32 protein-coding genes, 1 tRNA gene and 2 pseudogenes are annotated in these 23,144 nt (G+C 68.6%); 12 read left to right on the top strand and 23 right to left on the bottom strand.

Going from position 1 to position 23,144, the window contains the following annotated elements:
* The coding region (locus GTW67_RS06055; protein WP_161163755.1) for a recombinase family protein at window positions 1-1,260 on the top strand (1,260 nt) is incomplete at its 5' end.
* A gap of 1 nt (window position 1,261) precedes the next feature.
* Here the strand turns inward: GTW67_RS06055 and GTW67_RS06050 are convergent.
* The 11 genes from GTW67_RS06050 to GTW67_RS06000 form a co-directional block, all read right to left on the bottom strand.
* A complete protein-coding gene (locus GTW67_RS06050) occupies window positions 1,262-1,417 on the bottom strand; it encodes a hypothetical protein (protein WP_161163754.1) in 156 nt (51 codons plus the stop codon).
* The gene (repSA, locus tag GTW67_RS06045) at window positions 1,401-2,783 is read right to left on the bottom strand and encodes a replication initiator protein RepSA (RefSeq protein ID WP_161163753.1); all 1,383 of its coding nucleotides are present in this window, start codon (window positions 2,781-2,783) and stop codon (window positions 1,401-1,403) included. Before repSA ends, GTW67_RS06050 begins: the two co-directional genes overlap by 17 nt.
* Window positions 2,780-3,025, bottom strand: coding sequence for a hypothetical protein (locus GTW67_RS06040; protein ID WP_202436868.1), 246 nt, complete (start codon window positions 3,023-3,025; stop codon window positions 2,780-2,782). Before GTW67_RS06040 ends, repSA begins: the two co-directional genes overlap by 4 nt.
* A gap of 5 nt (window positions 3,026-3,030) precedes the next feature.
* Window positions 3,031-3,213, bottom strand: coding sequence for a hypothetical protein (locus GTW67_RS06035; protein WP_161163751.1), 183 nt, complete (start codon window positions 3,211-3,213; stop codon window positions 3,031-3,033).
* Between the two features lie 94 nt (window positions 3,214-3,307).
* The gene (locus GTW67_RS06030) at window positions 3,308-3,853 is read right to left on the bottom strand and encodes a diguanylate cyclase domain-containing protein (protein ID WP_161163750.1); all 546 of its coding nucleotides are present in this window, start codon (window positions 3,851-3,853) and stop codon (window positions 3,308-3,310) included.
* A 4-nt stretch (window positions 3,854-3,857) separates the two neighbouring features.
* Window positions 3,858-4,187 (bottom strand): SpdD-like protein, encoded by a 330-nt coding sequence (locus GTW67_RS06025; RefSeq protein WP_161163749.1) that lies wholly within the window; start codon window positions 4,185-4,187, stop codon window positions 3,858-3,860.
* A 21-nt stretch (window positions 4,188-4,208) separates the two neighbouring features.
* Window positions 4,209-4,364, bottom strand: a complete 156-nt coding sequence (locus GTW67_RS06020; protein ID WP_161163748.1) for a DUF4175 domain-containing protein — start codon at window positions 4,362-4,364, stop codon at window positions 4,209-4,211.
* 14 nt (window positions 4,365-4,378) lie between these two features.
* The gene (locus GTW67_RS06015; RefSeq protein WP_161163747.1) at window positions 4,379-4,567 is read right to left on the bottom strand and encodes a mobile element transfer protein; all 189 of its coding nucleotides are present in this window, start codon (window positions 4,565-4,567) and stop codon (window positions 4,379-4,381) included.
* A gap of 19 nt (window positions 4,568-4,586) precedes the next feature.
* Entirely contained in the window at window positions 4,587-5,255 is a 669-nt protein-coding gene (locus tag GTW67_RS06010; RefSeq protein ID WP_161163746.1) for a DUF2637 domain-containing protein, read from the bottom strand.
* Between the two features lie 72 nt (window positions 5,256-5,327).
* Window positions 5,328-6,668, bottom strand: a complete 1,341-nt coding sequence (locus tag GTW67_RS06005) for an FtsK/SpoIIIE domain-containing protein (RefSeq protein WP_161163745.1) — start codon at window positions 6,666-6,668, stop codon at window positions 5,328-5,330.
* 2 nt (window positions 6,669-6,670) lie between these two features.
* Window positions 6,671-7,003, bottom strand: a complete 333-nt coding sequence (locus GTW67_RS06000; RefSeq protein WP_161163744.1) for an SCO3933 family regulatory protein — start codon at window positions 7,001-7,003, stop codon at window positions 6,671-6,673.
* Between the two features lie 158 nt (window positions 7,004-7,161).
* On the opposite strand from GTW67_RS06000, the gene GTW67_RS05995 reads away from it, so the two are divergent.
* From GTW67_RS05995 to GTW67_RS05985, 3 genes are all read left to right on the top strand, one after another.
* On the top strand, window positions 7,162-7,935 hold the full coding sequence (locus GTW67_RS05995) for a GntR family transcriptional regulator (protein WP_161163743.1): 774 nt from the start codon (window positions 7,162-7,164) through the stop codon (window positions 7,933-7,935).
* Window positions 7,932-8,495, top strand: coding sequence for a GNAT family N-acetyltransferase (locus tag GTW67_RS05990; RefSeq protein WP_161163742.1), 564 nt, complete (start codon window positions 7,932-7,934; stop codon window positions 8,493-8,495). Before GTW67_RS05995 ends, GTW67_RS05990 begins: the two co-directional genes overlap by 4 nt.
* A 1,313-nt stretch (window positions 8,496-9,808) precedes the next feature.
* Window positions 9,809-10,756, top strand: a complete 948-nt coding sequence (locus tag GTW67_RS05985) for an SRA domain-containing endonuclease (RefSeq protein WP_161163741.1) — start codon at window positions 9,809-9,811, stop codon at window positions 10,754-10,756.
* Between the two features lie 217 nt (window positions 10,757-10,973).
* Here the strand turns inward: GTW67_RS05985 and GTW67_RS05980 are convergent, their stop codons facing one another.
* From GTW67_RS05980 to dcd, 3 genes are all read right to left on the bottom strand, one after another.
* Window positions 10,974-11,282: a hypothetical protein gene (locus tag GTW67_RS05980; protein ID WP_161163740.1), complete on the bottom strand. Its 309-nt coding sequence runs from the start codon at window positions 11,280-11,282 to the stop codon at window positions 10,974-10,976.
* Between the two features lie 183 nt (window positions 11,283-11,465).
* Window positions 11,466-11,975: a phosphoribosyltransferase gene (locus tag GTW67_RS05975; RefSeq protein ID WP_161163739.1), complete on the bottom strand. Its 510-nt coding sequence runs from the start codon at window positions 11,973-11,975 to the stop codon at window positions 11,466-11,468.
* A gap of 13 nt (window positions 11,976-11,988) precedes the next feature.
* The gene (gene dcd / locus GTW67_RS05970; RefSeq protein ID WP_161163738.1) at window positions 11,989-12,564 is read right to left on the bottom strand and encodes a dCTP deaminase; all 576 of its coding nucleotides are present in this window, start codon (window positions 12,562-12,564) and stop codon (window positions 11,989-11,991) included.
* Between the two features lie 537 nt (window positions 12,565-13,101).
* Between dcd and GTW67_RS05965 the strand changes: the two genes are divergently transcribed.
* Window positions 13,102-13,175: transfer RNA gene (locus GTW67_RS05965), tRNA-Gly, on the top strand.
* 90 nt (window positions 13,176-13,265) lie between these two features.
* Here the strand turns inward: GTW67_RS05965 and GTW67_RS05960 are convergent.
* Window positions 13,266-13,394, bottom strand: a pseudogene (locus GTW67_RS05960) (tyrosine-type recombinase/integrase); the annotation flags it as partial.
* A gap of 173 nt (window positions 13,395-13,567) precedes the next feature.
* Here GTW67_RS05960 and GTW67_RS37485 point away from each other — a divergent pair.
* The gene (locus tag GTW67_RS37485) at window positions 13,568-13,756 is read left to right on the top strand and encodes a hypothetical protein (RefSeq protein WP_161163737.1); all 189 of its coding nucleotides are present in this window, start codon (window positions 13,568-13,570) and stop codon (window positions 13,754-13,756) included.
* A 99-nt stretch (window positions 13,757-13,855) separates the two neighbouring features.
* Here GTW67_RS37485 and GTW67_RS05950 read toward each other — a convergent pair whose 3' ends face one another.
* From GTW67_RS05950 to GTW67_RS05920, 7 genes are all read right to left on the bottom strand, one after another.
* On the bottom strand, window positions 13,856-14,809 hold the full coding sequence (locus GTW67_RS05950) for an FAD-dependent oxidoreductase (RefSeq protein ID WP_161163736.1): 954 nt from the start codon (window positions 14,807-14,809) through the stop codon (window positions 13,856-13,858).
* Window positions 14,810-14,819: 10 nt separating this feature from the next.
* Window positions 14,820-15,065: a hypothetical protein gene (locus GTW67_RS05945; protein WP_237518691.1), complete on the bottom strand. Its 246-nt coding sequence runs from the start codon at window positions 15,063-15,065 to the stop codon at window positions 14,820-14,822.
* Between the two features lie 181 nt (window positions 15,066-15,246).
* Window positions 15,247-15,663 (bottom strand): P-loop nucleotide/nucleoside kinase family protein, encoded by a 417-nt coding sequence (locus tag GTW67_RS05940; RefSeq protein WP_346010570.1) that lies wholly within the window; start codon window positions 15,661-15,663, stop codon window positions 15,247-15,249.
* A 178-nt stretch (window positions 15,664-15,841) separates the two neighbouring features.
* Window positions 15,842-16,312, bottom strand: coding sequence for a GNAT family N-acetyltransferase (locus GTW67_RS05935; RefSeq protein WP_524539747.1), 471 nt, complete (start codon window positions 16,310-16,312; stop codon window positions 15,842-15,844).
* A 29-nt stretch (window positions 16,313-16,341) separates the two neighbouring features.
* Window positions 16,342-16,761: an arsenate reductase ArsC gene (locus tag GTW67_RS05930; RefSeq protein ID WP_161163734.1), complete on the bottom strand. Its 420-nt coding sequence runs from the start codon at window positions 16,759-16,761 to the stop codon at window positions 16,342-16,344.
* The gene (gene arsB / locus GTW67_RS05925; protein WP_346010569.1) at window positions 16,754-17,854 is read right to left on the bottom strand and encodes an ACR3 family arsenite efflux transporter; all 1,101 of its coding nucleotides are present in this window, start codon (window positions 17,852-17,854) and stop codon (window positions 16,754-16,756) included. The genes GTW67_RS05930 and arsB overlap by 8 nt, the downstream gene beginning before the upstream one ends.
* The gene (locus GTW67_RS05920) at window positions 17,851-18,255 is read right to left on the bottom strand and encodes an ArsR/SmtB family transcription factor (protein ID WP_161163733.1); all 405 of its coding nucleotides are present in this window, start codon (window positions 18,253-18,255) and stop codon (window positions 17,851-17,853) included. The genes arsB and GTW67_RS05920 overlap by 4 nt, the downstream gene beginning before the upstream one ends.
* Window positions 18,256-18,334: 79 nt before the next feature.
* On the opposite strand from GTW67_RS05920, the gene GTW67_RS05915 reads away from it, so the two are divergent.
* Window positions 18,335-18,805, top strand: coding sequence for an ArsI/CadI family heavy metal resistance metalloenzyme (locus tag GTW67_RS05915; protein ID WP_161163732.1), 471 nt, complete (start codon window positions 18,335-18,337; stop codon window positions 18,803-18,805).
* A gap of 107 nt (window positions 18,806-18,912) precedes the next feature.
* Here the strand turns inward: GTW67_RS05915 and GTW67_RS05910 are convergent, their stop codons facing one another.
* A complete protein-coding gene (locus tag GTW67_RS05910; protein WP_161163731.1) occupies window positions 18,913-19,734 on the bottom strand; it encodes an alpha/beta fold hydrolase in 822 nt (273 codons plus the stop codon).
* A gap of 104 nt (window positions 19,735-19,838) precedes the next feature.
* Here GTW67_RS05910 and GTW67_RS05905 point away from each other — a divergent pair, with 104 nt between their 5' ends.
* The 5 genes and pseudogenes from GTW67_RS05905 to GTW67_RS05885 form a co-directional block, all read left to right on the top strand.
* Window positions 19,839-20,276 (top strand): MarR family winged helix-turn-helix transcriptional regulator, encoded by a 438-nt coding sequence (locus GTW67_RS05905; protein WP_237518692.1) that lies wholly within the window; start codon window positions 19,839-19,841, stop codon window positions 20,274-20,276.
* 246 nt (window positions 20,277-20,522) lie between these two features.
* Window positions 20,523-20,912, top strand: coding sequence for a VOC family protein (locus GTW67_RS05900; protein ID WP_161163730.1), 390 nt, complete (start codon window positions 20,523-20,525; stop codon window positions 20,910-20,912).
* A 189-nt stretch (window positions 20,913-21,101) separates the two neighbouring features.
* Window positions 21,102-21,758 (top strand): CatB-related O-acetyltransferase, encoded by a 657-nt coding sequence (locus GTW67_RS05895; RefSeq protein ID WP_161163729.1) that lies wholly within the window; start codon window positions 21,102-21,104, stop codon window positions 21,756-21,758.
* Window positions 21,740-22,663, top strand: coding sequence for a Vgb family protein (locus GTW67_RS05890; protein ID WP_161163728.1), 924 nt, complete (start codon window positions 21,740-21,742; stop codon window positions 22,661-22,663). Before GTW67_RS05895 ends, GTW67_RS05890 begins: the two co-directional genes overlap by 19 nt.
* 201 nt (window positions 22,664-22,864) lie before the next feature.
* A pseudogene (locus GTW67_RS05885) lies at window positions 22,865-23,144 on the top strand (serine/threonine-protein kinase); the annotation flags it as partial.

The following is a 23,144-nucleotide window of genomic DNA, read 5'->3' as shown; positions in this document are numbered from 1 at the left end:
TACGAGTTCGAGCTGATGCTGAAGGACCTCCGTGCCGGCCTGATCGACGGCATCGTGGCCTACGACCTCGACCGGCTCGCCCGACAGCCAAGGGACCTGGAACGCCTCATCGAGATCTACGACGAGCGCCCGCGGCTGGAGTTCGCCACCGTCACCAATGACATCAACATCGGGACGCCGGACGGACGCACCATGGCCCGCATCATGGTCGCCTTCGCCAACAAGTCCTCGCACGATGCATCACGCCGCATCAAGCGAAAGCACCTGGAGCTAGCCCAGCAGGGCAAGGACAGCGGCGGACCGGCGCCCTACGGATGGCGGAAGGACGACCGGACCAAGGTCGGCCCGGAGGCAGCGAAGGCGATCCGCGAGGCACAGCGCGAGATCCTGGCCGGCGTCCGCATCGGCACCATCCGCACGAGATGGCAGGAACAAGGCTTGGGCAACCCCCGCGAGGGCACCAAGCGCATGGCCCACCACCACGTCGAGCACATCCTGACCACCCCCAGGTTGGTCGGCTACCGGACCTATCACGGCGAAATCCTTTACGGAGAGGATGGCCAGCCGGTCATCGGCGAGTGGGAGCCGATCAACACGCTCGAAGAGTGGGAAGCCGTGCGCGCAGCGGTCGAAGAGCGGAAGCAGAAGCGTCCCGGAGCGTCGCTAGCCCGTAAGTACCTGCTGTCCGGGATCGCCCGCTGCGGACTGTGCAAGGCCAAGATCCGAGGGCAGATCAACCAGCGCTGGACACCGGAGTCAAAGGCCACCAGGTTCACGTACCAGTGCTCTGTGGTGAACGGCGGCTGCGGCAAGGTCGGTCGTACCGGAGAGCCCGTCGACCGGCTGATAGCTCAACTCGTGTTGGAGGAGCAGCGCGCGAGAGCGTCGGTGACCGGTGCACCGATCGACCAGCGATGGCCAAAGGAAGCCGAGTTGGATCAGATCACCCAGGACATCGCTCAACTGGTCGAGGCCGAGCGGACTAAGCAGATCACCGTGGCCACACTCTTGCAGCTCCTGCCGACGAAGGAGCGGGCGCGGGACGGGCTGAAGTTGGAGAGAGCCCGCTTCTACAAGGAGCAGAAGCAGGCGAAGGTAAAGGGCCAGACGACAAACCTGACGGTCGAGGAGTTCTTCGGGCTACCCATCGAGCGCCAACAGGAGATCGTGTTGCACAGTCTCTCGGCTGTCCTCATCCATCCGGCCGGCCGAGGGCGTCGCAAGTTCGATCCCAACTTGATCGAACCGGTCTGGCACTGACTCAGACCCGCCCCTGCAACATCAGCGCCCGGCGTATCCACTCCTCGTCCCGCTCGGGCGCCCGGCGGAGGTGCATCTGTATCCACTCCTCTGTCGTCATGACCTTCCGCTCCGTCGCGTCCTTACGGGGCTGCCGCTCCTTAACGTTCGTGCTCATCGAGCACACCTCCTGTCAGCTCCTCGCGGGCGATCTCGCGGTTGTGCTGGATGTCGCGGCGGATGTTGGCGGCGAGCCAGGATTCGCCGGGGGTATGTCCGTGGCCGGCGTAGGTCCAGTGGGCGAGGGTGAGCGTGGTTGCTTCCTCGTCGTCGGGCAGGCCGAGGGCGGCGCGTTGCTGGGCGGCGCGGTAGTCGGCGCGGGTCTGGCGGAGAGCGCCGAGGGTGGTGGAGTAGCTCCGGGACTTGGTGGAGAAGTGGCCGCGGAAACCGAGCATGTGGGCCCAGTTGCGTAGCTTGCGGTCCGGGTAGAGCGCGTGCAGGTCCAGGCACGCCGCGATGAGCCGGGCCGGGTGGTCGGCGACGCCGAGCAGGACCAGGGCTTCCTTGCTGCCGATCCGGCGGTCGACCGTGCCGGTGGTCTCGGCCGCTTTGGTGGCGTACTTGGCGACGTACGAGGCGACGGCCTGTTCGGTGATGTCCTCGCCGTCGCCGAAGGCCCGGATGGGGCGTACGTCGACCTGCGTGCCCCAGCGCAGGGTGCGGGCCGGCTGGTCCCCAGACGGGGGGACGTCGACTTCCACCCGAGCGGCGGCGGCATGTATGGAGTCGGTGAGCAGGTCGAGGGTGGCCCAGGCCGGCGGGGGATCGTCGGGCCCGCCGGGACCGTCGAAGCGGATCACAGCATGGAAGTGGACGGCGCCGCGCTTCTGGTACTCGGCGACCTTGCCGAAGGACACCCGGGACTGCTCCTTCGCGTCCTTCTGCGTGAGTCCGGCGCGCTTGGCGATCTCACGGCGCAGGTAGATCGTGAAGTAGCGCCACAGGTCGGAGGCGTGGTTGTTCCACAGCACCGCGCCCTCGTAGTCGTACGTATCGGGGTCGAGCGGGGTGCCCAGCTCCGGGGCGTCCTCGGTGTGGTGGGTGCCGCAGCGGCAAGGCCGGTTGCCGGGCCTGTTGTGGACCGGGCCGAACGACGGTGCGGTGAGGGTGGCGAACACCCGCGGGTGGTCCCGGATCGTCTCCGGGGTGCCCTTGGCGGGGTCGCCGACGAGGCCGGCGCGGATCAGGTGGTAGGTGTCGCCGGCGTACGTCCAGGCGCAGGACGGACAGCGGGAGGCCCGGCGGTTCCCGCAGGCGACGCGGAGCCGTCCGCCGGGTTCGGTCTCGGTCGAATAACAATGCAACATCAGCCCAGTAGCCGCGTCGCGGGTAACGGTGGAGCCTTGCAGGTGAATGGGGTCGGAGCAGCCGCCGGTGCGGCGGATCTGGTCTTGGATGCGGTCGAAGCCGGGAGACCCGGCCAGCCTCAGCACGTCGGCGAGGGTGGCCGGGTCCAGGCCCGCCATGGTGGCGGTGTCGGTCATCGAGCACCGCCCTTGCGGCTCCTGCGCGGGGGGTCGGAGTGGAACCGCTGGGTGCCCAGGTCGTAACCCTCGTGCTCGTGCCGAGGTGCCTTCGGGTTGCGGTCGTTCCAGTCCTCGGCACAGACCTTGTGGACGGGTTCACCGGAGTGCGAGCGCAGCGGGGTGGGCTTGCCGCACTGGGTGCAAGGGCAGTCGCCGCCGTGGTCGTAGTGCTGGCCGGACTTCCAGTTCAGGAGTCCCATCCCGGTCACCGCCCGATCCGGGTCAGGGCGGCGGGACGTGCGGTGTGCCCGGTGCCCTGGCAGGTCGAGCAGGTCACGCGGAAGGTGGCGCGGGTGCCGTCGTCGTTGCGGGTGCCGGTGGTGATGGCGGCGGTGGCGAAGCCGTCGCAGTCGCGGCAGACGGGCGTGTTCTGGACGTGCTGGGGCATGATGGGGCTTCCCTTTCGGGTCCGTTGGATCTGGATTGGGTGCAGGCGCCCGGAGCGGCGGAAGTTTGGCGACCGAGGCCGCTCCGGGGGCCGTTCAGTTGTGGACGTTGCGCCTTCCGTGGCCCTTGGCCGCGTACATCCCGGCGTCAGCTGCGGACAGCGCGTCGGTGAGGGCGGGGACGGGCAGGTCGGTGCGGTGGCAGAGGCCGACCGAGGCGGAGACCGGCAGAAGGTGGCCGTCGAAGGCGACAGGCCGGCCGAGGGCGGCTTGCAGCGCGGTCGTTCCGGGGGTGCGGGCGGGGTTCGTGACGATGGCGGCGAACTCGTCTCCGCCGAGGCGGGCGGCGATGCCGTGGCCGGCACACCAGTCGCGCAGCCGGCGGGCGGTCGCGGTGAGGACGGCGTCACCGGCGGCGTGGCCGTGCGTGTCGTTGATGGCCTTGAAGTCGTCCAGGTCGATCAGGGCGACGAGCGCGGTCGGGTGCTTGGCGAGCAGGTGTTCGGCGCGTGCGGTGAATCCGGCGCGGGTGTGCAGGCCGGTGAGCGGGTCGCGGCGGGCGGTGGCCAGGCGGCGCAGGAGGAGGCTGCCGTGGAGGGCCCAGCCGAGGGCGGGTAAGGCGGCGGCGATCACGGTTTCCACGGGTTCACCGTCCCTTGTGCATGTCGTTGATGAGCAGGCGCAGGACGACGGCGACCAGGGCGACGGAGACGCCGGTGACGGCCACGGCCAGGAGCATGGAGACCAGGACCGCGCCGACGACCAGGACCACGGCGGTGCCGCCGCCGACGAGGGCGAGCGTGGTGCCGGGCGTGAGCTGGATCGTGGGCCGGGCCGAGGCCGAGGACGGGGCAGGGGCGGGGGTGGCCGGCGGCGGTGCCGGGGTGCCCGGCGTGATGCTGGTCGGTTCGACCACGGTGGGCGGGGTGACCAGGCCCGTGGGCTGGGGCATGGTCGGGAGCTTGGGGCGGAACATGGGCGGATCTCCTTTCGCGGGTTACTTGACGGCGGTGGCGATGACCGGGGACAGGAGGCTGTCGGCGAGGAGGTAGCCGCCGAGGAGGAGCACGGCCACCAGCCACCAGGGCGGGCGGATGAGCTTGACGCCGAGCCACCCGACGGTGAGCAGGGCGAGCCAGAGCGGAACGTCCATGACGCGGTGTCCCGTCAGGCGTGGCAGCGGTGGGTGCGGGCGGCGAGTTCGGCGGCGGAGCGGTCGTGGTAGTCGGCGGAGAAGCCGCAACGGGGGGCGGTGCAGGCGGCGGTGTGCATCTCCCGGCCGCGTCCGTCGTAGTAGGTGCCGACCTGTACGGGGCCGATCCGGATGCGGTCGCGGAAGCGGCGGTAGGCGGTCATGGGTGGTTGTCCTTCCTGGTCAGGTGAGCTGGAGTTGTGCAGCGATGGCGTCGGTCATTGGCGCAGGCAGGCCGAGGCGAGCGGAGAGGGTTTCCGCGGGCATTGGTGCGCCGGTGGACGCCTTGTGGGCGTCGGCGAGCTTGCGGGCGTGGTCCAGCAGCGCGGCGGGAACCGCCGGCGTGGTGGGCGCGGGCTGCGGCGGTGCCGGTGCCAGCTCGGGCGCGGCAGGTTCCGTGGGCGGGACGGGCGCGGGGACGTCCTCGCGCGTGACGTCGACTTCCGGCACGGCGGGCTCGTCGCTCACAGGCTGTGCAGGAGTGGGTTTGTCGGCGGGGGTGTGGACGAGCAGGGTTCCGCCGAGGAAGGCCAGGGCGGGCCAGCCGGCGACGAGGATGCGCAGCCAGTCGGGCACGTGGGCCAGGTCGAGGAGTCCGGCGGTCGCGATGTTCGCGCCGAGTGAGGCGAACAGGGCGATGACGAACCAGGTCCAGGCCGAGCGGTCCCGGCGGGCCGTGCGCAGCCTTCGCCAGGCGGCGACCAGGAGCAGGTCGACGGAGACCGGGTAGGCCCAGGCCTTCCAGCCGGACTGCCCAGCGGCTTCGGCCAGGTCATGCAGGTGAGCGAAGGAGAGCGCACCGGCGATGACGGCCTGGACCAGCACGGCGTCGACGCGGATCGAGCGGGACATGGAGCACCTCCCTTCGAGGGGGATTGGGCCGGGACGGGCGGGAAGCGGGGTCCGGCCGCCCGGTCCCGGCGGTCAGTCGATGACCGGGCGGGGCTTGACCAGCGAAGGACCCTCCGCCGGCACCTCAGCGGGCACGAGGGGCCGGAACGGGTCGAGGGCGGGGAAGTCCGGGACCAGGTGGGCGAACTCCCGGCAGGCGTCGACCACTTCCGCGCGAGTCGTGTGCGGGGTACGGATCTTCGACCAGCCGCCCGTCGAGTCGACCGCGACAGCGGTGCCAGGGCGTTCCATCGGGATCAGGCCCGCGGCCGGGACCGCGTCCGGGGCCACGTCGGCCAGGCCCATTTCGGCGGTCTGCTTGTCGTTGACGCGGTGCACGACGCGGCCGGTGAGCTGGGCACGGAGCATGGTGGCGCCCTTGCCCAGCTCGGAGCCGAACCGCTGCCCGCAGATCTCCAGGTAGATCCCGACCGCTCGGGCCATCTGCGCCAGCCGGATCAGCGCCGTGACGATCCGCTCGCGGCGTTCCTCATCCTTCTTCGCCGAGATCAGGAACAGTTCTGCCACCTCGTCCACCAGGACGACGACCGGCACCGGCCGCAGGCGCTCGGGCAGCTCCCACACGTCGGAGACACCGTGCAGGCTGAGCAGGTCGAAGCGGTCTTCCATCTCCGCCACGAGGACCGCCAGGAGGGAAGCGGCATCGTCGGGCTTGGTGACCAGCGCCGACAGCCGAGGCGCGAACGCGGACTGTTCCACCCCGCGCTTGCAGTCGATGCCGACCAGCGCCACCGGCAACTGAGCCAGACCCTTGATCAGGTTGCGCTGATACATCGACTTACCCGAGTGGTTCGCGCCCAGCGTCAGCGCCATCGGGGCTTTGCGGTAGTCCCGCTCGAACGCGGTCCCGTCCTCCCGCAGCGCCACCGGCACCACCAGATCGTGCGGCACGGCGGTGCGCGGCATCCGCACCCGGCGCAGCACGTCATAGCCGGTCATGCGCAGTTCCACGAACCCGGGCTTGGTCTCCACCACGGTCACGGAGTGCACACCCCAGGCGTGCCGCAGCCGCTCGGAGGAGGCGATCACGTCGGCGGGCTCCAGGCCGGCCGGAAGCCGCAGCGTGACCCGCAGCCCGGTCGACGTGGGACGAACCCGGCGGATCTTCGGCGGTACCGGCTGCACCTCACGGCGAGCGACGTTGCGGGTCATGAACGCCCGCAGGCCGGACGGCTGGACCGTCAGCCCGCACACGTCCATGGTCGACCGGTACGAGAGAGCGAACCGGCCCCAGGCGAGCGGCATGCCCACCAGCGACCAGTACACCCGCGGGGCCCGCGCCTTCGCGAAGCCGACACCGCCGGCGCCCGCTAACGCTCCCGTGGCCTCCAGCCACACTGTCAGGTCAGCCATGATCAGGCCGCCGGGGTGATCGCGACCGCACGGAACGAGATCCCGTGCCGCTTCTGACCGTTGAACTCGTTCTCCCAGTCCCGCGCCTTCAGCCCCACCACCGTGACCGGCATGCCCGGCGCCAGCCCCTCGGGGTAGCCCGTCTCCGGGATGGTCACCTGGTACAGGTTCCCCTCCCCCTCGTCCGAGACCAGCAGGCCCACCGTGGACAGCCCCAGGCTCGGGTTGTCCCGGTCCATGGCCCGCTCACCGGTCTTCTTGTTGGCCATCTTCGGTTCCGGCGCGGTTGCCACGAACACGACGGCGGTGGAGAGGTCAATCTTGAACGACGGCATAGCTCACTCCAGAGCAGATCAGAGTTAGGCCCCTTGGACCTCTTGCTCAGCTTGTTGGTACAAGCTGACACCTAGAGACTGACCCACGGGAAGTGAGACGTCAAGCACTTCGCGCGAACATGTACCGACAAGTTGAGCGAGTGCGTCATGATGGGAGCATGAGCAAGCAGCCGAAGTACCAGCAGGTGGCCGACGCACTGCGTCGTGAGATCGACAACGGCACGTACGCCCCTGGGGACCGGCTGCCGTCCGAGGCGGAACTGGCCACGCGGTTCGACGCTTCCCGGAACACCGTCCGATCAGGGCTGAGCTTGTTGGTCAGCCAGGGGCTTGTCACCTCTAGCCAGGGGCTGGGCTACGAGGTCCGGAAACACGAGGTCTTCGAGCTGAACGCCTCGCGGTTCGAGAATCTGACCTTTCCGCAGAACGGCGACGCCTACTCAACCGACGTGATGAACGCCGGCCGCCGACCTCACCAGACGTTCCGGGTGGAGATGACGCCCACCCCGGAGTACATCGCCGAACGACTGAAGGTAGAGGCCGGGTCCCGGTCCGTCCTGAGGTTCTGCCATCGCTTCGTAGATGACGTGCCGTGGTCGACACAGGCCACCCACTACCCGGATTGGCTGATCCAGGAGGCTCCGCGTCTCGCCGAACCGGGCGACATCGACGAGGGCACCACCCGCTACCTGGCAGGCCGGGGTATCGAGCAGGTGGGCTACGCGGACGAGATCTCAACCCGGATGCCCACTCCAGAGGAAGCCCGCCTCTTGGAGATCGGCCCTGGTGTCCCCGTGCTGCTCTGGACACGCACGGGCTACACGACCGAACGCCCCGTCCGGTGCACGGTGACAACCTTCCGCGGCGACCTGAACCGCATGAATTACGAGATCGGCGACCTGTCCGCCCGGAATGAGAACGACGCCAAGTGAGAATCACCAGCGCTACCCCCGCCGACCTCGACCAGCTGCTCGACTTCCGGAAGGAAGCGGCGGAGTGGATCAGCAAGCTTGGCAGTGACCAGTGGAGCCGCCCCTATCCGGCAGACCGCCTCTTGGCGACCATTGAGGCCGGGACAGTCTTCATGCTGAAGGATGGGGGGCGTACCGCCGGCACCATCACGCTCACGCCCGAGGCAGAGGAGGGGCTGTGGAGTATCGAGGAGCTTGGTGAATCCTCGATGTTCGTCAACAAGCTGACGGTCTCGCGCGAGTACTCCGGACGCAAGCTTGGAAGCAGGCTTATCGACTGGGCTGGCGATCGCGCGTACCGCGCTGGCGCGAAGTGGCTACGACTCGATGCATGGACCACCAACGAGCGCCTACAGCGGTACTACCTGGACGAAGGCTTCCAGCACGTGCGGACCGTCCTCGAAGGCAACGCCGTCAACGGTGGACCGCGAGTATCTGGCTGGCTTGCCCAGCGCCCTACCCGCCCAGCCGAACATGGTCTCACCGACGAGACGCCGAACCCTGAACCATTGCGGACCTGAGCTGTTACAGGTTTCTCTACCTCATCAAGCCCCGGCTGCGCTCCGCTCCGCCGGGCGCGCTTCCCGGCTCCGCTCCGGGCGACGCTCCTGCCTTCGGCCCGCTCCGCCCGCGCTGCGCCGACGCGCGCCCACATGTGGATAGGGCCGGAAGCCATGAGTCGATCACCGCATAGAGCGGCCCGCGGTCAAAGACGATGCCTCCGGCGGGGGATCGGCCGGCACCGGGATGGAGGGGGCGCCGTCGCCGACCGCCGGCACGTTGGGGCGTGCGTGGGGTGCTCCCATCCCGACCACCGTCGACCCAGGCAAAGCCGAGCAGACGCGGCCCAGGGCGTCCAGGTCGTTCGTACAGTGGCGCGCTCCACCTGGACGCCCTGAACCACGCCCGCTCCACGGTGTGTGGGTCGACGGCGGACGGGATGGGAGCTGGGGTGAGTGGTGGGCTGAGGAGCCAGCAAAGCAGCAGGTCAGCGCAGTCGCACTGTTGCGGATACGCACTACCCCGTGGACAACGGCGGTACCAAGCGCTCAGGACTGTAGTTGCCTGAACCACTGGAAACCGAGAGATACCGCTAGATCCAGCTAGAGCTGACACTGGCTGGGAGAGCTATAGTGGCAATGCATGAAGTGTTGCATTCGCGGATCTGAGTTAGTTGATACGAGAGATGCAACCGAGATCGCCAATTAGACCTCCAGCACGGAGGCCCGGCCCCGGTGTGCAAGACCGGAACCGGGCTCGTGCATGGAGATATTGAAGCGGGTCCGGCCGAGTTGACAACGGTCGGACCCGCTTCGCTGCGGTCCGTCCATCTTCCGGCACCACTTCAACGCACGGCCCTAAAGCCGTGCCAACTGCTCCACACAGGTGGCGACAGCCGCCACAGCTGTCAGAGTCGCGACCAGGAGCCGGAACCACCGCGGGTCCCTTCCATGATCGCGGGCCTCTTCCCGCTCCTCAGGCTCTCGCTTTTCCATCTCTCTTCTCCTCACCTGAGTGGTGGCCCCGGGAACCGGGTCCCTCGACCGCGCTGCGTCGAGAGCCGTGATCGGTAAGGAGTGAGACGGCGCCAGCATACCCGCCTAGCCCCGCCCATGACGGCGCGTCAGTGAGCGGACGAATTGGAGCGCAGCGCGAGCTAATTAATTCCTTTTCAAAGTTTGCTGATGGTGGTTCGCAGCTACTCCCCATCCCATGTCCGAATCTGATGCTGAAATCCAGCATCAGATTCGGATGTCCGATTCCCATGCGTCTCGCACAGGCTACACTACGATCGGCCGTAGTAGCGCGGCTGACTGAGGAGGAGAGAGCGAGCGTGACGGAGGTGAGCTCCGCGGAGCGCGAGGCCATCGAGTGGGACCTCGAACCAGGTGATGTGATCGAGCGCAAGCAACTGCACACCAAGTACGGTGGCCGGACACAGGGCGGCATCGGCCCATCAGCCAAGACGCCCAACGTGATGATCTTTACGGACCCGGTCGCCGGCGAGAAGCACGGGTACTACGACGGCTGGATGCCCGACGGCTTCTTCCACTACAGCGGGGAAGGCCAGTACGGCGACCAGCGCATGCTCTCCGGTAACGCCAGCATCCTGAACCACGAAGCTGAGGGGCGAGCCCTCAGGGTCTTCCAAGGAGCCCGAGGCAGCGTGGCCTACCTCGGTCGCTTCACCGCTGAGGACTGGTACGAAGCAGATGCTCCGGAGACCGGAGGTGGCCCGCTTCGCAAGGTCATCGTGTTCAAGCTTCGACCGCTGGACACGCCAGCGCAGCACCCCGGCACGAAGCTGGGCCGGCTGCTCGCGGAGCAGCATGAGACGGTCACCGAGATCGACATCGAGCGACTTGAGACTGAGAAGACGTTCGTCGACCCGAACCGTGATCCCTATGAGGCGGAGCGACGTGAGAGCAAGCTGGTGCTGGACTTCAGCGCGTACCTGCGCGCGAAGGGATACCGCGTGAATAGACAGCGCATCTTGCCTCCTGGTGACGAGACACGTCCCCTTCTCACAGACCTATACGTGCCGGACCTGGATCTCCTCATCGAGGCCAAGGGCAGTGTGACCAGGGAGAACGTACGCATGGCCCTTGGTCAGCTCATCGACTACAACCGGTTCGTAGACGCCAAGTACCGAGCCATTCTCGTGCCAAGCAATCCCCGACCGGACCTCAAGGACCTGGTCAAGGCTGCTGGGCAAGTGATCATCTGGCCCGAAGGGAACGGCTACAAGTGCTCCGACGCTAGCCTGCTACCTCATGCTTGATCACTATGCAGCAGTCCGCGGTCTGTCGTCGGCAGCTGTCAGGGCCGCGTCAGCTGACATCATCAGCTGACACCAACAGAGGCGGACACGGGCGATCAGCCACGGTTCCCGACGGAACTGAACCCATGTGCGGAGCCTAGTTCGTTGATGTCGCCGGCTCCCCGCGATCGACCTGATACGGACAAGGCCAGCCCTAGGCCCCAGCCCCAAGCTCGCTCTAGGACACCCGCTGTACCGCTTCAAGGGCGCGCTCAGCACGTAGCTTCAGCGTCTTGGCCATCTCGCGCTGATCTTGAACTCGCTCAGCTACTTGGGTAGCAGACATGTCGTCGCGAGTTACAGCGCGGGCGGTCAAGAAGTAGTAGCTGTCTACTGAACCCAGATCTGACGCGATCCCCTCGTCACGCACCAGGGGAGCAAGCTCTCGGAGCCGCTGGGCAGCTTCCCTTCCTCCGGAACCACTGAACCAAGCTTCGTCCTTGTAGGCCAATACTGCTTGGTGTGCGATGTGGATCATCTTGAGCAAGCACTCAGTTACCTCAGCTGGAGGTGCGGACCGGCGCCTCCTCTCATTCCTGTACTGGTTCCACGCTGCCCACATCCCAGCCGGCCCACCAATGGCGCCGACGATGCCCCCCGCAGCGCTCAACCAGTCAGTTGTATCCGACACGCGTTCCCCTCCCCGGGCTTGCGCAGCTTAGAGGCCAGGTCAGAGAGCTTCCTTGTTTGGCTTTGCCTCTTCCCCCGACTTATGTACTGGAGGCAAGACACTCCACGGGAAGTTGATCCAGTCATCCGTCCGCTTCCACACGTACTCGCACTGGACGAGCGAGTGGGACTTCTCATAGATCACCGCGCTGCGCACCTCGGCGACCGTGTCGAGGCAGAAGTCCCGCACCAGCTTGAGCGTCTTGCCGGTGTCGGCGACGTCGTCGGTGATCAGGACCTTCTTGCGGGAGAAGTCGATGACGTTGGGCACGGGCGCGAGCATGACCGGCATCTCGAGCGTGGTGCCGACGCCGGTGTAGAACTCGACGTTCACCAGGTGGATGTTCTTGCAGTCCAGCGCGTACGCCAGCCCGCCGGCCACGAAGACCCCGCCCCGGGCGATGGACAGCACTATGTCCGGCTCGTACCCGTCGTCGGCGACGGCCTGCGCGAGCTCGCGGACGGCGACGCCGAACTGCTCGTAGGTCAGGTTCTCCCGTACTTCACTCATGCGCGCGTCCTGCTCATACCTGGGTCCGATGGAAGTTGATGAAGGACCGGGAGGCGGTCGGCCCCCGCTGCCCCTGGTACCGCGACCCGTACCGCTCGCTGCCGTACGGATGGTCGGCCGGCGAGGTGAGCCGGAACAGGCAGAGCTGCCCGATCTTCATCCCGGGCCACAGCTTGATCGGCAGGGTCGCCAGATTGCTGAGCTCCAGCGTCACGTGCCCGGAGAACCCGGGGTCGATGAACCCGGCGGTGGAGTGGGTGACCAGGCCGAGCCGCCCGAGGGAGCTCTTGCCCTCCAGCCGCGAGGCCAGGTCGTCGGGCAGTGAGACCACCTCGTACGTGCTGGCCAGCACGAACTCGCCGGGGTGCAGGATGAACGGCTCGTCCCCCTCCGGCTCCACGAGCCGGGTCAGATCCACCTGCTCGACGGAGGGGTCGATGTGCGGGTACCGGTGATTCTCGAACACCCGGAAGTAGCGGTCGAGGCGCACGTCGATGCTCGACGGCTGCACCATGGAGTCGTCGAAGGGATCGATGCGCACCCGCCCGGAATCGATCTCGGCCCGGATGTCCTTGTCTGAGAGAAGCACGCACCGAGGATACGCAAGGCGCGCGGAGCAGCGACAACCGCCGCCGCGCCGCGCGCCAGGTACTGCTGTGCTCTCTGCTTCCGTGGTCTCCGTGCCCGGGGGCCGGCTACCGCTTCTCCGACACCACCGGCACGGCACTCCGCAGCCGCGCACAGCGCGGACATCGGACGAGCCGGCCGGGGCCGAGCCGCTCGGCCTGCTGCATCGGGAACGAGGCGGCGGTGAAAACGTGCCCATCGGCACAGCGGAGGACGGTGCGATCCATCAAGTCCTTCAAGTCCCTTCCCCAAGAGCCGCGTCTGGCGAACTACCCTGACGACGAAAGCCACATTACGGGATCAAAGAGACGACGCTCCAGGCGGCACTCCGCCCTCCCGAACACCCCCGGGAACGGCCCCCACCGTACGCCCCGACCCGACCCACCCGCAGCCGCTTCCCGCCCCTGAAACCCCGTCAGGCCCCACGGCGAAAACACCGGGGGCCGACGATGAGGTAGAGTGAGCGCGCGTCCAGCACCGACTCCGGTCGGCGGATTACGCGGGTGTAGTTTAATGGTAGAACATCAGCTTCCCAAGCTGAGAGCGCGAGTTCGATTCTCGTCACCCGCTCCACGCGAAGCCCCCAGGTCATCGGCCCGGGGGTTTCTTGTTGTCCAGACCGGTGGGCGACCGCATGTTCAGCACGTCCGGGAGGCCGGCCGCCTCGCCCTTCTCTGCCACGAAGAGCAACCCATCGGGCCCCTTCTCGGCGAACCAGAAGAGATGCCGCTCCAAGCCCACGCGAAGGAAGGCCGGAAGGACGACTACACGTACGCCTACGTCGGACTTGGTGGGCCGAGCATGAACGCAGGCGAACGGCTCCGCCCGGGCCCACCATCACAGTTGGCAAGCGTGTGGGTCAGCAGCTGGGCACTGCCTGGCCGGCTGGCCGCAGTCCGCGTATGGTCGCGCGTCGGGGTGACTCGCTGACAGACGGCACGAGGTTGTGCCGGGAACGGGGGGCTGTGAGCGAGAGACGCTACGTCGCCCGGGGCGTTCCGGGTGGTTACCGAATCTGGGACAACCGGGGACGTAGATGGTGGGGGGATCTCTACGAGTTGTGTCCTGACGATCTCGTGGCCGAGCTCAACGGCAAGGCGGATCATGCACGGATCACTGCGCTGATGAAGCGCTACAGGGCACAGAAGCGGTAGGTGGCGCGGACCGTGGATGACAAGTGCGCGCACCACAACCGCACCAGATCGGGCGGGGAACAGCGAGGAACACCGGGGAACGCGGCCCCGCTCCGTAGGTCATTTGACCGAAAGCAGGCTTCGAGCTTCCTCGGCGCACCCCCACGACAGCGTGACCCCAGCGCCCCCGTGCCCGTAGTTGTGCACGACCACGGTGCCGTCCTCGCGCGTCTCTTCCTCCACACGGACCTTGGCGCGGGTCGGTCGAGCGCCGATGCGGTGCTCCAGGACACGGGTCTGGGTGAGTCGGGGCTCGACCTCAGCACAGCGGGCGAGGATGCTGGCCGCCGCCGTGCCGTCGGGGGCTAGGCCACCCTCACCGTCGATGGCCGTGCCGCCCAGGACGACGGTGTCGCCGTGGGGGTAGAAGCACAGGAGGTCCGGGGAGAGGCCGGTGTCCTCGGAGAAGAACTCGGTCAGCCCGGGGTTCGTGACGACGACGTGCTGGCCACGGATGGGCCGAAGGTCGGGGTCCGGAACGAGGTCGCGTGCGCCGAGGCCCGCACAGTTGACGATCACCGACGCCGGAGCGGCATCCGAGAGCGAAGTCAGCCGTCGATGCTCGACCAGACCCCCGGCATTTCGGAATCGGCTCAGGAGGTAGTCGAGGTAGCTGGGCATGTCGATCAGTGGCACGGTGAACCGGTAACCCGACGTGAACCCGTCCGGGAGTTCGGCAGGCTCACACGGGCGGAAACCCGGCAGCGTCGTGGCCCAGTCCGGCGCGGTCTCGGCTGTGCGGGATGCCTCGATGCCGCTGGTGAGCCGGACGCCCGTGTCCGGATCCTCGGCCAGCCTACGGAAGATGTCCAGCGACCGTTGTCCCCACTGCTCGACCTTGTCCTTCGGCTCGACCAGGTACGGCCCCCACATCGCCCCGGCCGCCAGCGACGTGACGCCCGGCACCTGCTCGGCGATCACGTGCACCGAGGCTCCGGCCTCGGCGAGAACGACGGCGGTGGTGAGCCCTGCCACCCCAGCCCCGACAACGACAACACGGTCCCCTGCGGCCATGATCCTGACCCTAACGGCCGGGTGACGTCGACGGGGCGTGCTCAGCGAGGGCGTGCTCCAGGGTCGGCAGGAAGCTGCGCACGTGGGCGTTGCGCTGTCGGCGGCGCAGGTCCGCTGCGAGCTGGTGGAGCAGGGCCGCGCTGCGTGGCGAGCGCACGAGGTCGAGGCGGTCGGTGACGATCTGGCCGACCTCGCAGGCGGCCTCAAGGTCACCATGGGCGCTGTGGCCCAGGGCCAGCCAGGCCCCTTCGAACATGGCCCTGCGCTGGCTGGGGTCACCTCGCGGAACGTCGTATGCCCCGGACCCTAACGCGACCCCGGTCGCTGTCAGTGGCGGCCCTTACCGTTGCTGCGAGATCGGACTTCGTGAAGATGGCCCAGGTCATCGACCCGGGCCATTTCGCTGCGCGGGTTCGCCCAGACGCCGCGAAGTGCCCTCAGCTCTGGCGCTCGGAGGTGAGCATGGCCAACAGGACATCGATGCTGCCGGTGTGGACGATCACGTCCTCGTCCTCGGTCGGGATGTCGAAGCGGGCGAAGAAGTCGTCGAGGGCTTCGGGGGTGACGGTGAGGGCGTTGGCGTCCTCGCGCCGGTTGCGTTCGGTCAGGCGACGCGGCAGCTCGTCGCGGTCGGCGGGGAGGTGGACGACAAGGGGGTGGCCGCCCACCACGCGGGCGGCCTGCCGCCAGCTGTCACGCTCGCTGCGGCGCCACAGCCCGTGGTCCAGGACGACGTCGTTACCGGCCTGAAGCTCCTTGACGAGCCTCTGGCGGATCGCGGCGACGACGGGTCGCTCCCACTCGGGGTAGTCCACGCCGTACCGGCCGTGAAGGCGGTGAACCTCCTCGTCCACGGACAACCGCGTGAAGCCGCGTGCGTGGTGCTCTCCGCGAGCATGGGCATTGTGGGTCGATCCTGGCCGCTGTAGGCGTACGGCCGACGCGCGGTGACACCGCTCCGGGCCTCGGCGATCCAGTTGGCGGGCATCCGGGCCGGGCTCACACGACGGAAGGCGAACCGCGGATCGCTGGTCAGACAGCCTGGCTTCGGCGTTCGATCAGTACGACGTCGCGCCATACGCCGTGGTGTTGGCCGATGCGTTCGCGCGTGCCGACGGTGCGAAAGCCCGCCTTCTGATGAACGGCGAGGCTGGCGGTGTTCTCGGGGAAGATGCCGGATTGGATGGTCCAGATCCCGGTGGCCTCGGTGGACCTGATCAGCTCGCGGAGGAGTGCGGTGCCGATGCCGTGGCCGCGTGCGTCGGGGTGGACGTACACCGAGTGCTCGATGACGCCGGCGTACGCGCATCGGTCGGAGACCGGTACGGCGGCGACCCAGCCGAGGACCCGGCCCGTGGCGTCGAGAGCGACGTACCGGTGTTCCGGCAGCTTGGTCGTGTCGAACGTTTCCCAGCTGGGAGCGGTGGTCTCGAAGGTGGCGTTGCCTTCGTCGATGCCGAGTTGGTAGATCGTCAGGACTTGGCCGGCGTGCTCGGTGGCCATCGCCGTGATGCGGTGTCCGTTGGCTGTGCTCATGCTCGGCTCGCCGGGGCGATCTCGTCGACCAGGCCGCGGATGCGCTTTTCGATCTCGTCGCGGATCGGGCGGACCGCTTCGACCCCTTTCCCGGCCGGGTCAGGGAGCTCCCAGTCGAGGTAGCGCTTACCGGGGAAGACGGGGCAGGTGTCACCGCAGCCCATCGTGATCACGACGTCGGACGCCTGGACGGCGTCGGTCGTGAGCACCTTGGGTGCCTCGGCGGCGATGTCGATGCCCACCTCCGCCATGGCCTCGACGACGGCCGGGTTGACGGTGTCGGCGGGAGCGGAGCCGGCGGAGCGGACCTGGACGCGGTTGCCCGCGAGGTGGGTGATGAAGGCGGCGGCCATCTGCGAGCGTCCGGCGTTGTGGACGCAGACGAACAGCACGGACGAGGCGGCGGTGTCAGGCATGGGCGGTGTCTTCCTGGGGTGCGGGGGTGGCGGCCGGTGCGGTGAAGTAGCGGCGCGCGTGCAGGGCGACGTACACGAGACCGATCAGTACGGGCACCTCGATGAGGGGACCCACGACGCCGGCGAGGGCCTGGCCGGAGGAGGCACCGAAAGTGGCGATGGCGACCGCAATGGCCAGTTCGAAGTTGTTGCCCGCAGCGGTGAAGGCCAGCGTCGCCGCGCGTGGGTAGTCCAGGCCGACCACACGTCCCAGGAACATCGATCCGGCCCACATGATCGCGAAGTAGACCAGCAGTGGCAGGGCGATGCGGGCGACGTCGAGGGGCTGCGAGGTGATGGCGTCGCCTTGCAGGGCGAAGAGGATGACGATCGTGAAGAGCAGGCCGTACAGGGCGAAGGGGCCGATACGCGGGACGAGCTTGGCCTCGTACCAGGTGCGGCCCTTGGTCTTCTCGCCGATGCGGCGGGTGAGGTAGCCGGCTGCGAGCGGGATGCCGAGGAAGATGAGCACGCTGCGGGCGATCTCCCACACTGAGACGTCCAAGCCGGTTTGTTCGAGGCCGAGCCGGCCGGGCAGGACGGAGAGGTAGAACCAGCCGAGCGCGGAGAAGGCGATGACCTGGAAGACGGAGTTCAGGGCGACCAGGACGGCGGCGGCCTCACGGTGGCCACAGGCGAGGTCGTTCCAGATGACGACCATGGCGATGCAGCGCGCCAGACCGACGATGATCAGGCCGGTGCGGTAGGCGGGCAGGTCCGGCAGGAGCAGCCAGGCCAGGGCGAACATGAGCGCCGGGCCGATGATCCAGTTGAGCAGCAGAGACGGCAGCAACAGGCGTCGGTCACGGGTGACGGTGTCGAGGCGGTCGTAGCGGACCTTGGCCAGCACCGGGTACATCATCACGAGCAGGCCCAAGGCGATCGGCAGGGACACCCCCGTCACGGTCACCTTGGCCAACGTGTCACCCAGGCCCGGCACCAAGCGGCCCAGGGCCAGCCCGGCAGCCATGGCGGCAAGGATCCAGACGGCGAGGTAGCGGTCCACGAACGACAGACGCGCCGCCACCTTCTGCTCAGGAGCAGCACTGCTCACGAAGCAGCTCCGGCCGCGGTGCGGTCGGGCAGAGGCTCCCCCGCGGGGCGGGTCAGGATGCTCGCCAGTCGGTCGGTCATCTCCGGGACCAGCCAGTAGTAGACCCACGTGCCGCGCCGTTCGCAGTCGATGAGTCCGGCCTGCCGCAGCAGCTTCAGGTGGTGCGAGATCGTCGGCTGGGACAGGTCGAAGGCCGGGGTCAGGTCACAGACACACACCTCACCGCCCGCCCGGGAGGCGATCATCGACAGCAGGCGCAGGCGCACCGGGTCACCCAGCGCCTTGAACACCTTCGCCAGCTCCACGGCCTGGCCCTCGTCCAGAGGAGCGGTCAACAGGCCGGCGCAGCAGGCCCCCGACTCGTCGGTCCGGCCCAGTACCAGCGCGTCTTGATTCGGCATTCCTCTATGTTGACACTCTTCGATTCAGGGCGCAATGTTGCATCGACGGACATCGAAACAACCGGATGGGAGCCCTGCCATGTCCCGCGCTCAGCTCGCCCTGCGTGTCAGTGACCTGGAAGCGTCGATCACCTTCTACTCGAAGCTGTTCGGCACCGACCCGGCCAAGCGGCGCGAGGGCTACGCCAACTTCGCCATCACCGAGCCCCCGCTCAAGCTCGTCCTCATCGAGGGCGAGCCCGGCGAGGAGACCCGACTGGACCACCTCGGCGTCGAGGTCGAGTCCACCGACCAGGTCACCGCAGCCACGACCCGGCTCAAGGACGCCGGCCTGGCCACCTTCGAGGAGAACGACACGTCCTGCTGCTACGCCCTCCAGGACAAGGTGTGGGTACACGGCCCCGGCAAGGAGCCCTGGGAGGTCTACGTCGTGAAGGCCGACGCCGACACCCTCGGCAAGAGCGCCGACCCCCACGCCACCGGCGACGGCTGCTGCACCGGCCAGACCGCCGAGGAGGCGCCGAGCGCCGCGGGCTGTGCCTGCGGCTAGGGAGTGCGAGGAGCGAGTGAAAACGGGCCCCGGCTACCGTCGGGGCCTACTCGCGTCAGCGCGCCCTGCGGCAATCACAGCGAGCGCGGCGGGGGGAACTGCCGCGGTCAGTGCGTGTGCAGGGTGGTACGGAGCTGGGCCGCCCAGGCCCGGGGGTGGGTGGTGTTGCCGTTGTGCCCGCCGGGGAGAGTGAGGACCGGCCGGTCGAGCACGGCGCCCAGGCGGTGGGCGGCCTGGTGGTCGAAGACCGTCGCAGGTGTGGTGCGTCCGGCGGCCGGCAGGATGCGGGTCGTGGTGGTGGCGAGGTGGTCGCGGCAGCCGGGGTCGGCGCGCAGGGCCGTGAACTCGGTGGTGATGAAGTGGGCGAAGTTGGTTCGGCGCTGTTCGTCCATCGGCTGCGGGGTCAGATCGGGTTCGGTGTCGGCGTTGGCCGGGTCGATGCCGAGGGACGCCGCGATGGCCGGCAGGGCGGCGGTCAGCCCGCCCGTGGCGAACAGCTCCTGTAGCTCGGCCAGTTCGCGACGGTGGGCGTCGGCTTCCGAGTCGAGCAGCCAGGGGGCGACGGGTTCGTGGGCGATCAGGGTGTCGAGCTGCTCGCCGTGGTGGGCCGCCAGGTGCAGGCCGATGACGGCGCCGAAGCTGCAACCGAGCATGAGCGCCGGGCCGTCGGCGACGTGCGCGAGGAGCCGGTGGGCGTCGTCGGCGTGGTCGGCCATGGTGACGGGCCGCTCGGGGTCATCGAGCACGCTGCGGGACAGGCCGCGGCGGTCGTAGGTCAGGACCGTGAAGTCGTCGGTCAGGGCGTCGACGAGATCGGTGGTACGGCGGGCGTCGCCCTCGCCGCTCTGCGAGATGAACAGGAGCGGGCCGTCGCCGCGCTGCTCGAAGTGGACGGTCGCGCCGTCGACGTGCAGCAGGCCGGTCGTCATGAGAGGTCCTTCCTTCGCCAGGTGTGGAGCCCACGCTATTTCATCAGTATTGATACATCAAGCCTGATGTATCAATACTGATGTACCTTGGCCGCGTGAACGGCATGGATCTGGCCCTGCTGGGCCGCACACTCATGAAGCTCGGCGAGGCCGCCATCCCCACCGAGGGCATCGGCGCCCACGGGACGAGCGCACAGTCGGTGATCATCGTCGCGGCCGACATCAAGGCGCACCCGGGCACACCCGTCAAGGACGTCGCCGCGCGGACCGGCTTCCCCCAGAGCAAGGTCTCGGCGTGCGTCGCACGCCTGCGCGAGGCAGGGGCGGTCGAGACCCACACCGACCCGTCCGACCGCCGCCGCACCCTCATCAGCCCCGCCCCGGACGTCTCTCCCCGCGTCGCCGAAGTACGCTCCGCGGACATCGACGACGTCCTCACGCGCGCACTGGAGGACCCGGAACGACTGAACGAGGTCAAGGCCGCGCTGAGCCTCATCGCCGATCATCTCGGCCCGAGGGCCCTCACACGGATCGGCGACTGAGCCGGTGACCGACGAGGAGACGCCACCCAGGCCTATGGCGCGGGTTCGATTCCCGTCATCCGCTCTTGCGCGAAGGGCTGGGTCAGTGAACCCAGCGCTTCCTCGCCTCCGCCGGTGCAGCCGCAGGCCGCATCAACTTCCCTGGATCCACTGAGTAGATGGAGATATGGTCTACGGCAACATCGCGTGTCGGTCACCGGCTGGGTGAGGCATGGAGGTGTCGGGACATGCCTTCGGAGGCATTCCTTGTCAGTCGAGTTGAACCACACGATCGTCCATGCCCGGGACAACCGGGAGTCCGCTGAGTTCTTCGCGGGCCTTCTCAATCTTGAGATCACCGCCGAGTGGGGTCCGTTCATCGCGGTCGGCCTGAGCAACGGCGTCACGCTGGACTTCGCCACCGTCCCCGCGGACAGCATCACCCCTCAGCACTACGCCTTCTTGGTCTCCGAGGAGGAGTTCGAAGCGGCGTACGCGCAGATCAGAGAGCGCGGCATCGAGCACTACGCCGACCCCCACCGGAAGCAGCCCGGCACGGTCAATCACAACGACGGTGGCCACGGCGTGTACTTCATGGACCCGGCGGGTCACGCCATGGAACTCATCACCGTGCCGTACGGCGGCTGGACCTCGTAACCGCGTGCCCCGAGGGCCGCACCCCCCTGCGGAGTGCCTCGCGATGCGGTGAGGTTCCGCAGCGCCCCGGTACCGCGTCCGGGACCGGACCACGGTCGGTGAGTTCCGCGCCGCGGAGGCCACGCGGTCACCGCCTTGGACGAGGCGTCCGCCGACAGCCCGGTCGCCCCCCTCCCTAGGAGTAGCTCTTTGTCACCTGATCCGGCCACCCTTCGCCCCCTGCCCGCGCACGACCGGGTGGTGTTCCTCAAGCCCCTGATCACCTCGCCGAACATCACCGTGGGCGAGTACACGTACTACGACGATCCCGACGGCGCCACGGAGTTCGAGCGCCGCAACGTCCTCTACGCCTACGGACCCGAGCGCCTGGTCATTGGCAGGTACTGCGCGCTCGCCACGGGGACCCGTTTCCTGATGGCCGGCGCCGAGCATCCGATGACAGGGGTGTCCACCTACCCGTTCACCATGTTCGGCGGCCGCTGGGCCGAGAAGACCCTGGACATCGTCACCGCCATGCCCAGCCGTGGCGACACGGTCGTCGGCAACGACGTCTGGTTCGGCTACGGGGCGACCGTCATGCCCGGCGTACGGATCGGCGACGGCGCCATCGTCGCGGCCGGCGCCGTGGTCACCGCCGACGTCCCGCCGTACACGATCGTCGGTGGCAACCCGGCCCGACCGATCCGGCAGCGCTTCGGCGACGCCGATATCGCGCGGCTGTTGCGTGCCGCCTGGTGGGACTGGCCCGCAGACCTCGTCACCGAGCACTCCCGGACCATCATGGCCGGAACACCGGTCGACATCGCCCGTATCGCCACCGAACACGGATGGGACAAGTCCCTTTGAACCATGTGCCCCAGGTGTCCGTCGAAGAGCACGCGGTGGCCGACCCCGCCGCCGGACCCTACGCCCTCACCACGGGACCGGACGGCGCCCTGTGGTTCACCCTCGTCCACAGCGGCCGGATCGGGCGCCTCGTCCCCGGCCAGGAGCCGACGAGCCACCACCTCGCCCCCGACAGCGGGCCGACCGTCATCGCCCCCGGCCCCGACGGCGCACTGTGGTTCACCGAGTACAAGGCGGACCGGATCGGGCGGATCACCACCGACGGCGTGATCGACGAGTTCGGCCTGCCCACGCCCGGCTGCGGGCCGTTCGGCATCGCGGCGGGACCCGACGGCGCGCTGTGGTTCACCGAGACCGCCGCCGACCGCATCGGCCGCATCACCGTCGACGGCCGGGTCACCGAGTTCCCGCTCCCCGTCACGGGCGCGTTCCCCTCCGCGATCACCGTCGGCGGCGACGGCGGAATGTGGTTCACCCTCAACCAGGCCAACGCCATCGGGCGGATCGGCATGGACGGCGCCGTCGCCCTCCATCCCCTGCCGACGGAGGCGGCGGCGCCGGTCGGGATCGCGGCAGGCCACGACGGCGCGCTGTGGTTCGTCGAGATCGCCGCCGGGCAGATCGGACGGATCACCCCCGACGGGCGGATCACCGAGTTCCCGCTGCCCGACCGCACCGCCCGGCCGCACGCCGTCACCGTCGACGGACAGGGCACCGCGTGGTTCACCGAATGGGGAGGCAACCGCGTCGGCGCGATCACCCCCGACGGCTCCCTCACCGTCCACGACCTGCCCACCCCCCGCTCCGAACCCCACGGCATCACCGTCGGCCCCGACGGCGCGCTGTGGACCGCGCTGGAGATCGGCGCACTCGCCCGCATCGCCCCGGCGGACAGCACCACGTGAGCGGACTGCGCGCTGAGCCGGAGCCGAGCCCGCACGGCGGGCACCGCTTCCCTACAAGGCGTCGCGGCTCAGACTCGGCGCCGGGCGCTCGTGGGTGCGGTGCGGTCAGGGGCCCGGGGTTGCCGGTGCGGTCATACTGGTGCGCGGCGATACCGAGCGGTGCTGTGGGCGGCGCGTGACGTACGGGGTGGGCGGGTGGGTATGCCGGAGCGCATTGGCGCGTATGCCGTGGAGCGGGAGCTGGGCGCCGGTGGGATGGGCACCGTGTATCTGGCGCGGTCGCGCGGTGGGCGTGCGGTGGCCGTGAAGGTGGCGCGGCCGGAGCTCGCGGCCGATCCGCATTTCCGTCAGCGTTTCCGCGCCGAGGTCGCCGCCGCCCGTCTGGTGGGCGGTTTCCACACAGCGCCCGTGGTGGACGCCGATCCCGAGGCGCAGGCTCCCTGGCTGGCCACCGCCTACGTTCCGGGGCCCACGCTGGCCG

The sequence above is a fragment of the Streptomyces sp. SID5910 genome, from assembly GCF_009862125.1.
Classification (GTDB): Bacteria; Actinomycetota; Actinomycetes; order Streptomycetales; family Streptomycetaceae; genus Streptomyces.
This window is presented reverse-complemented; position numbering and strand designations above follow the sequence as displayed.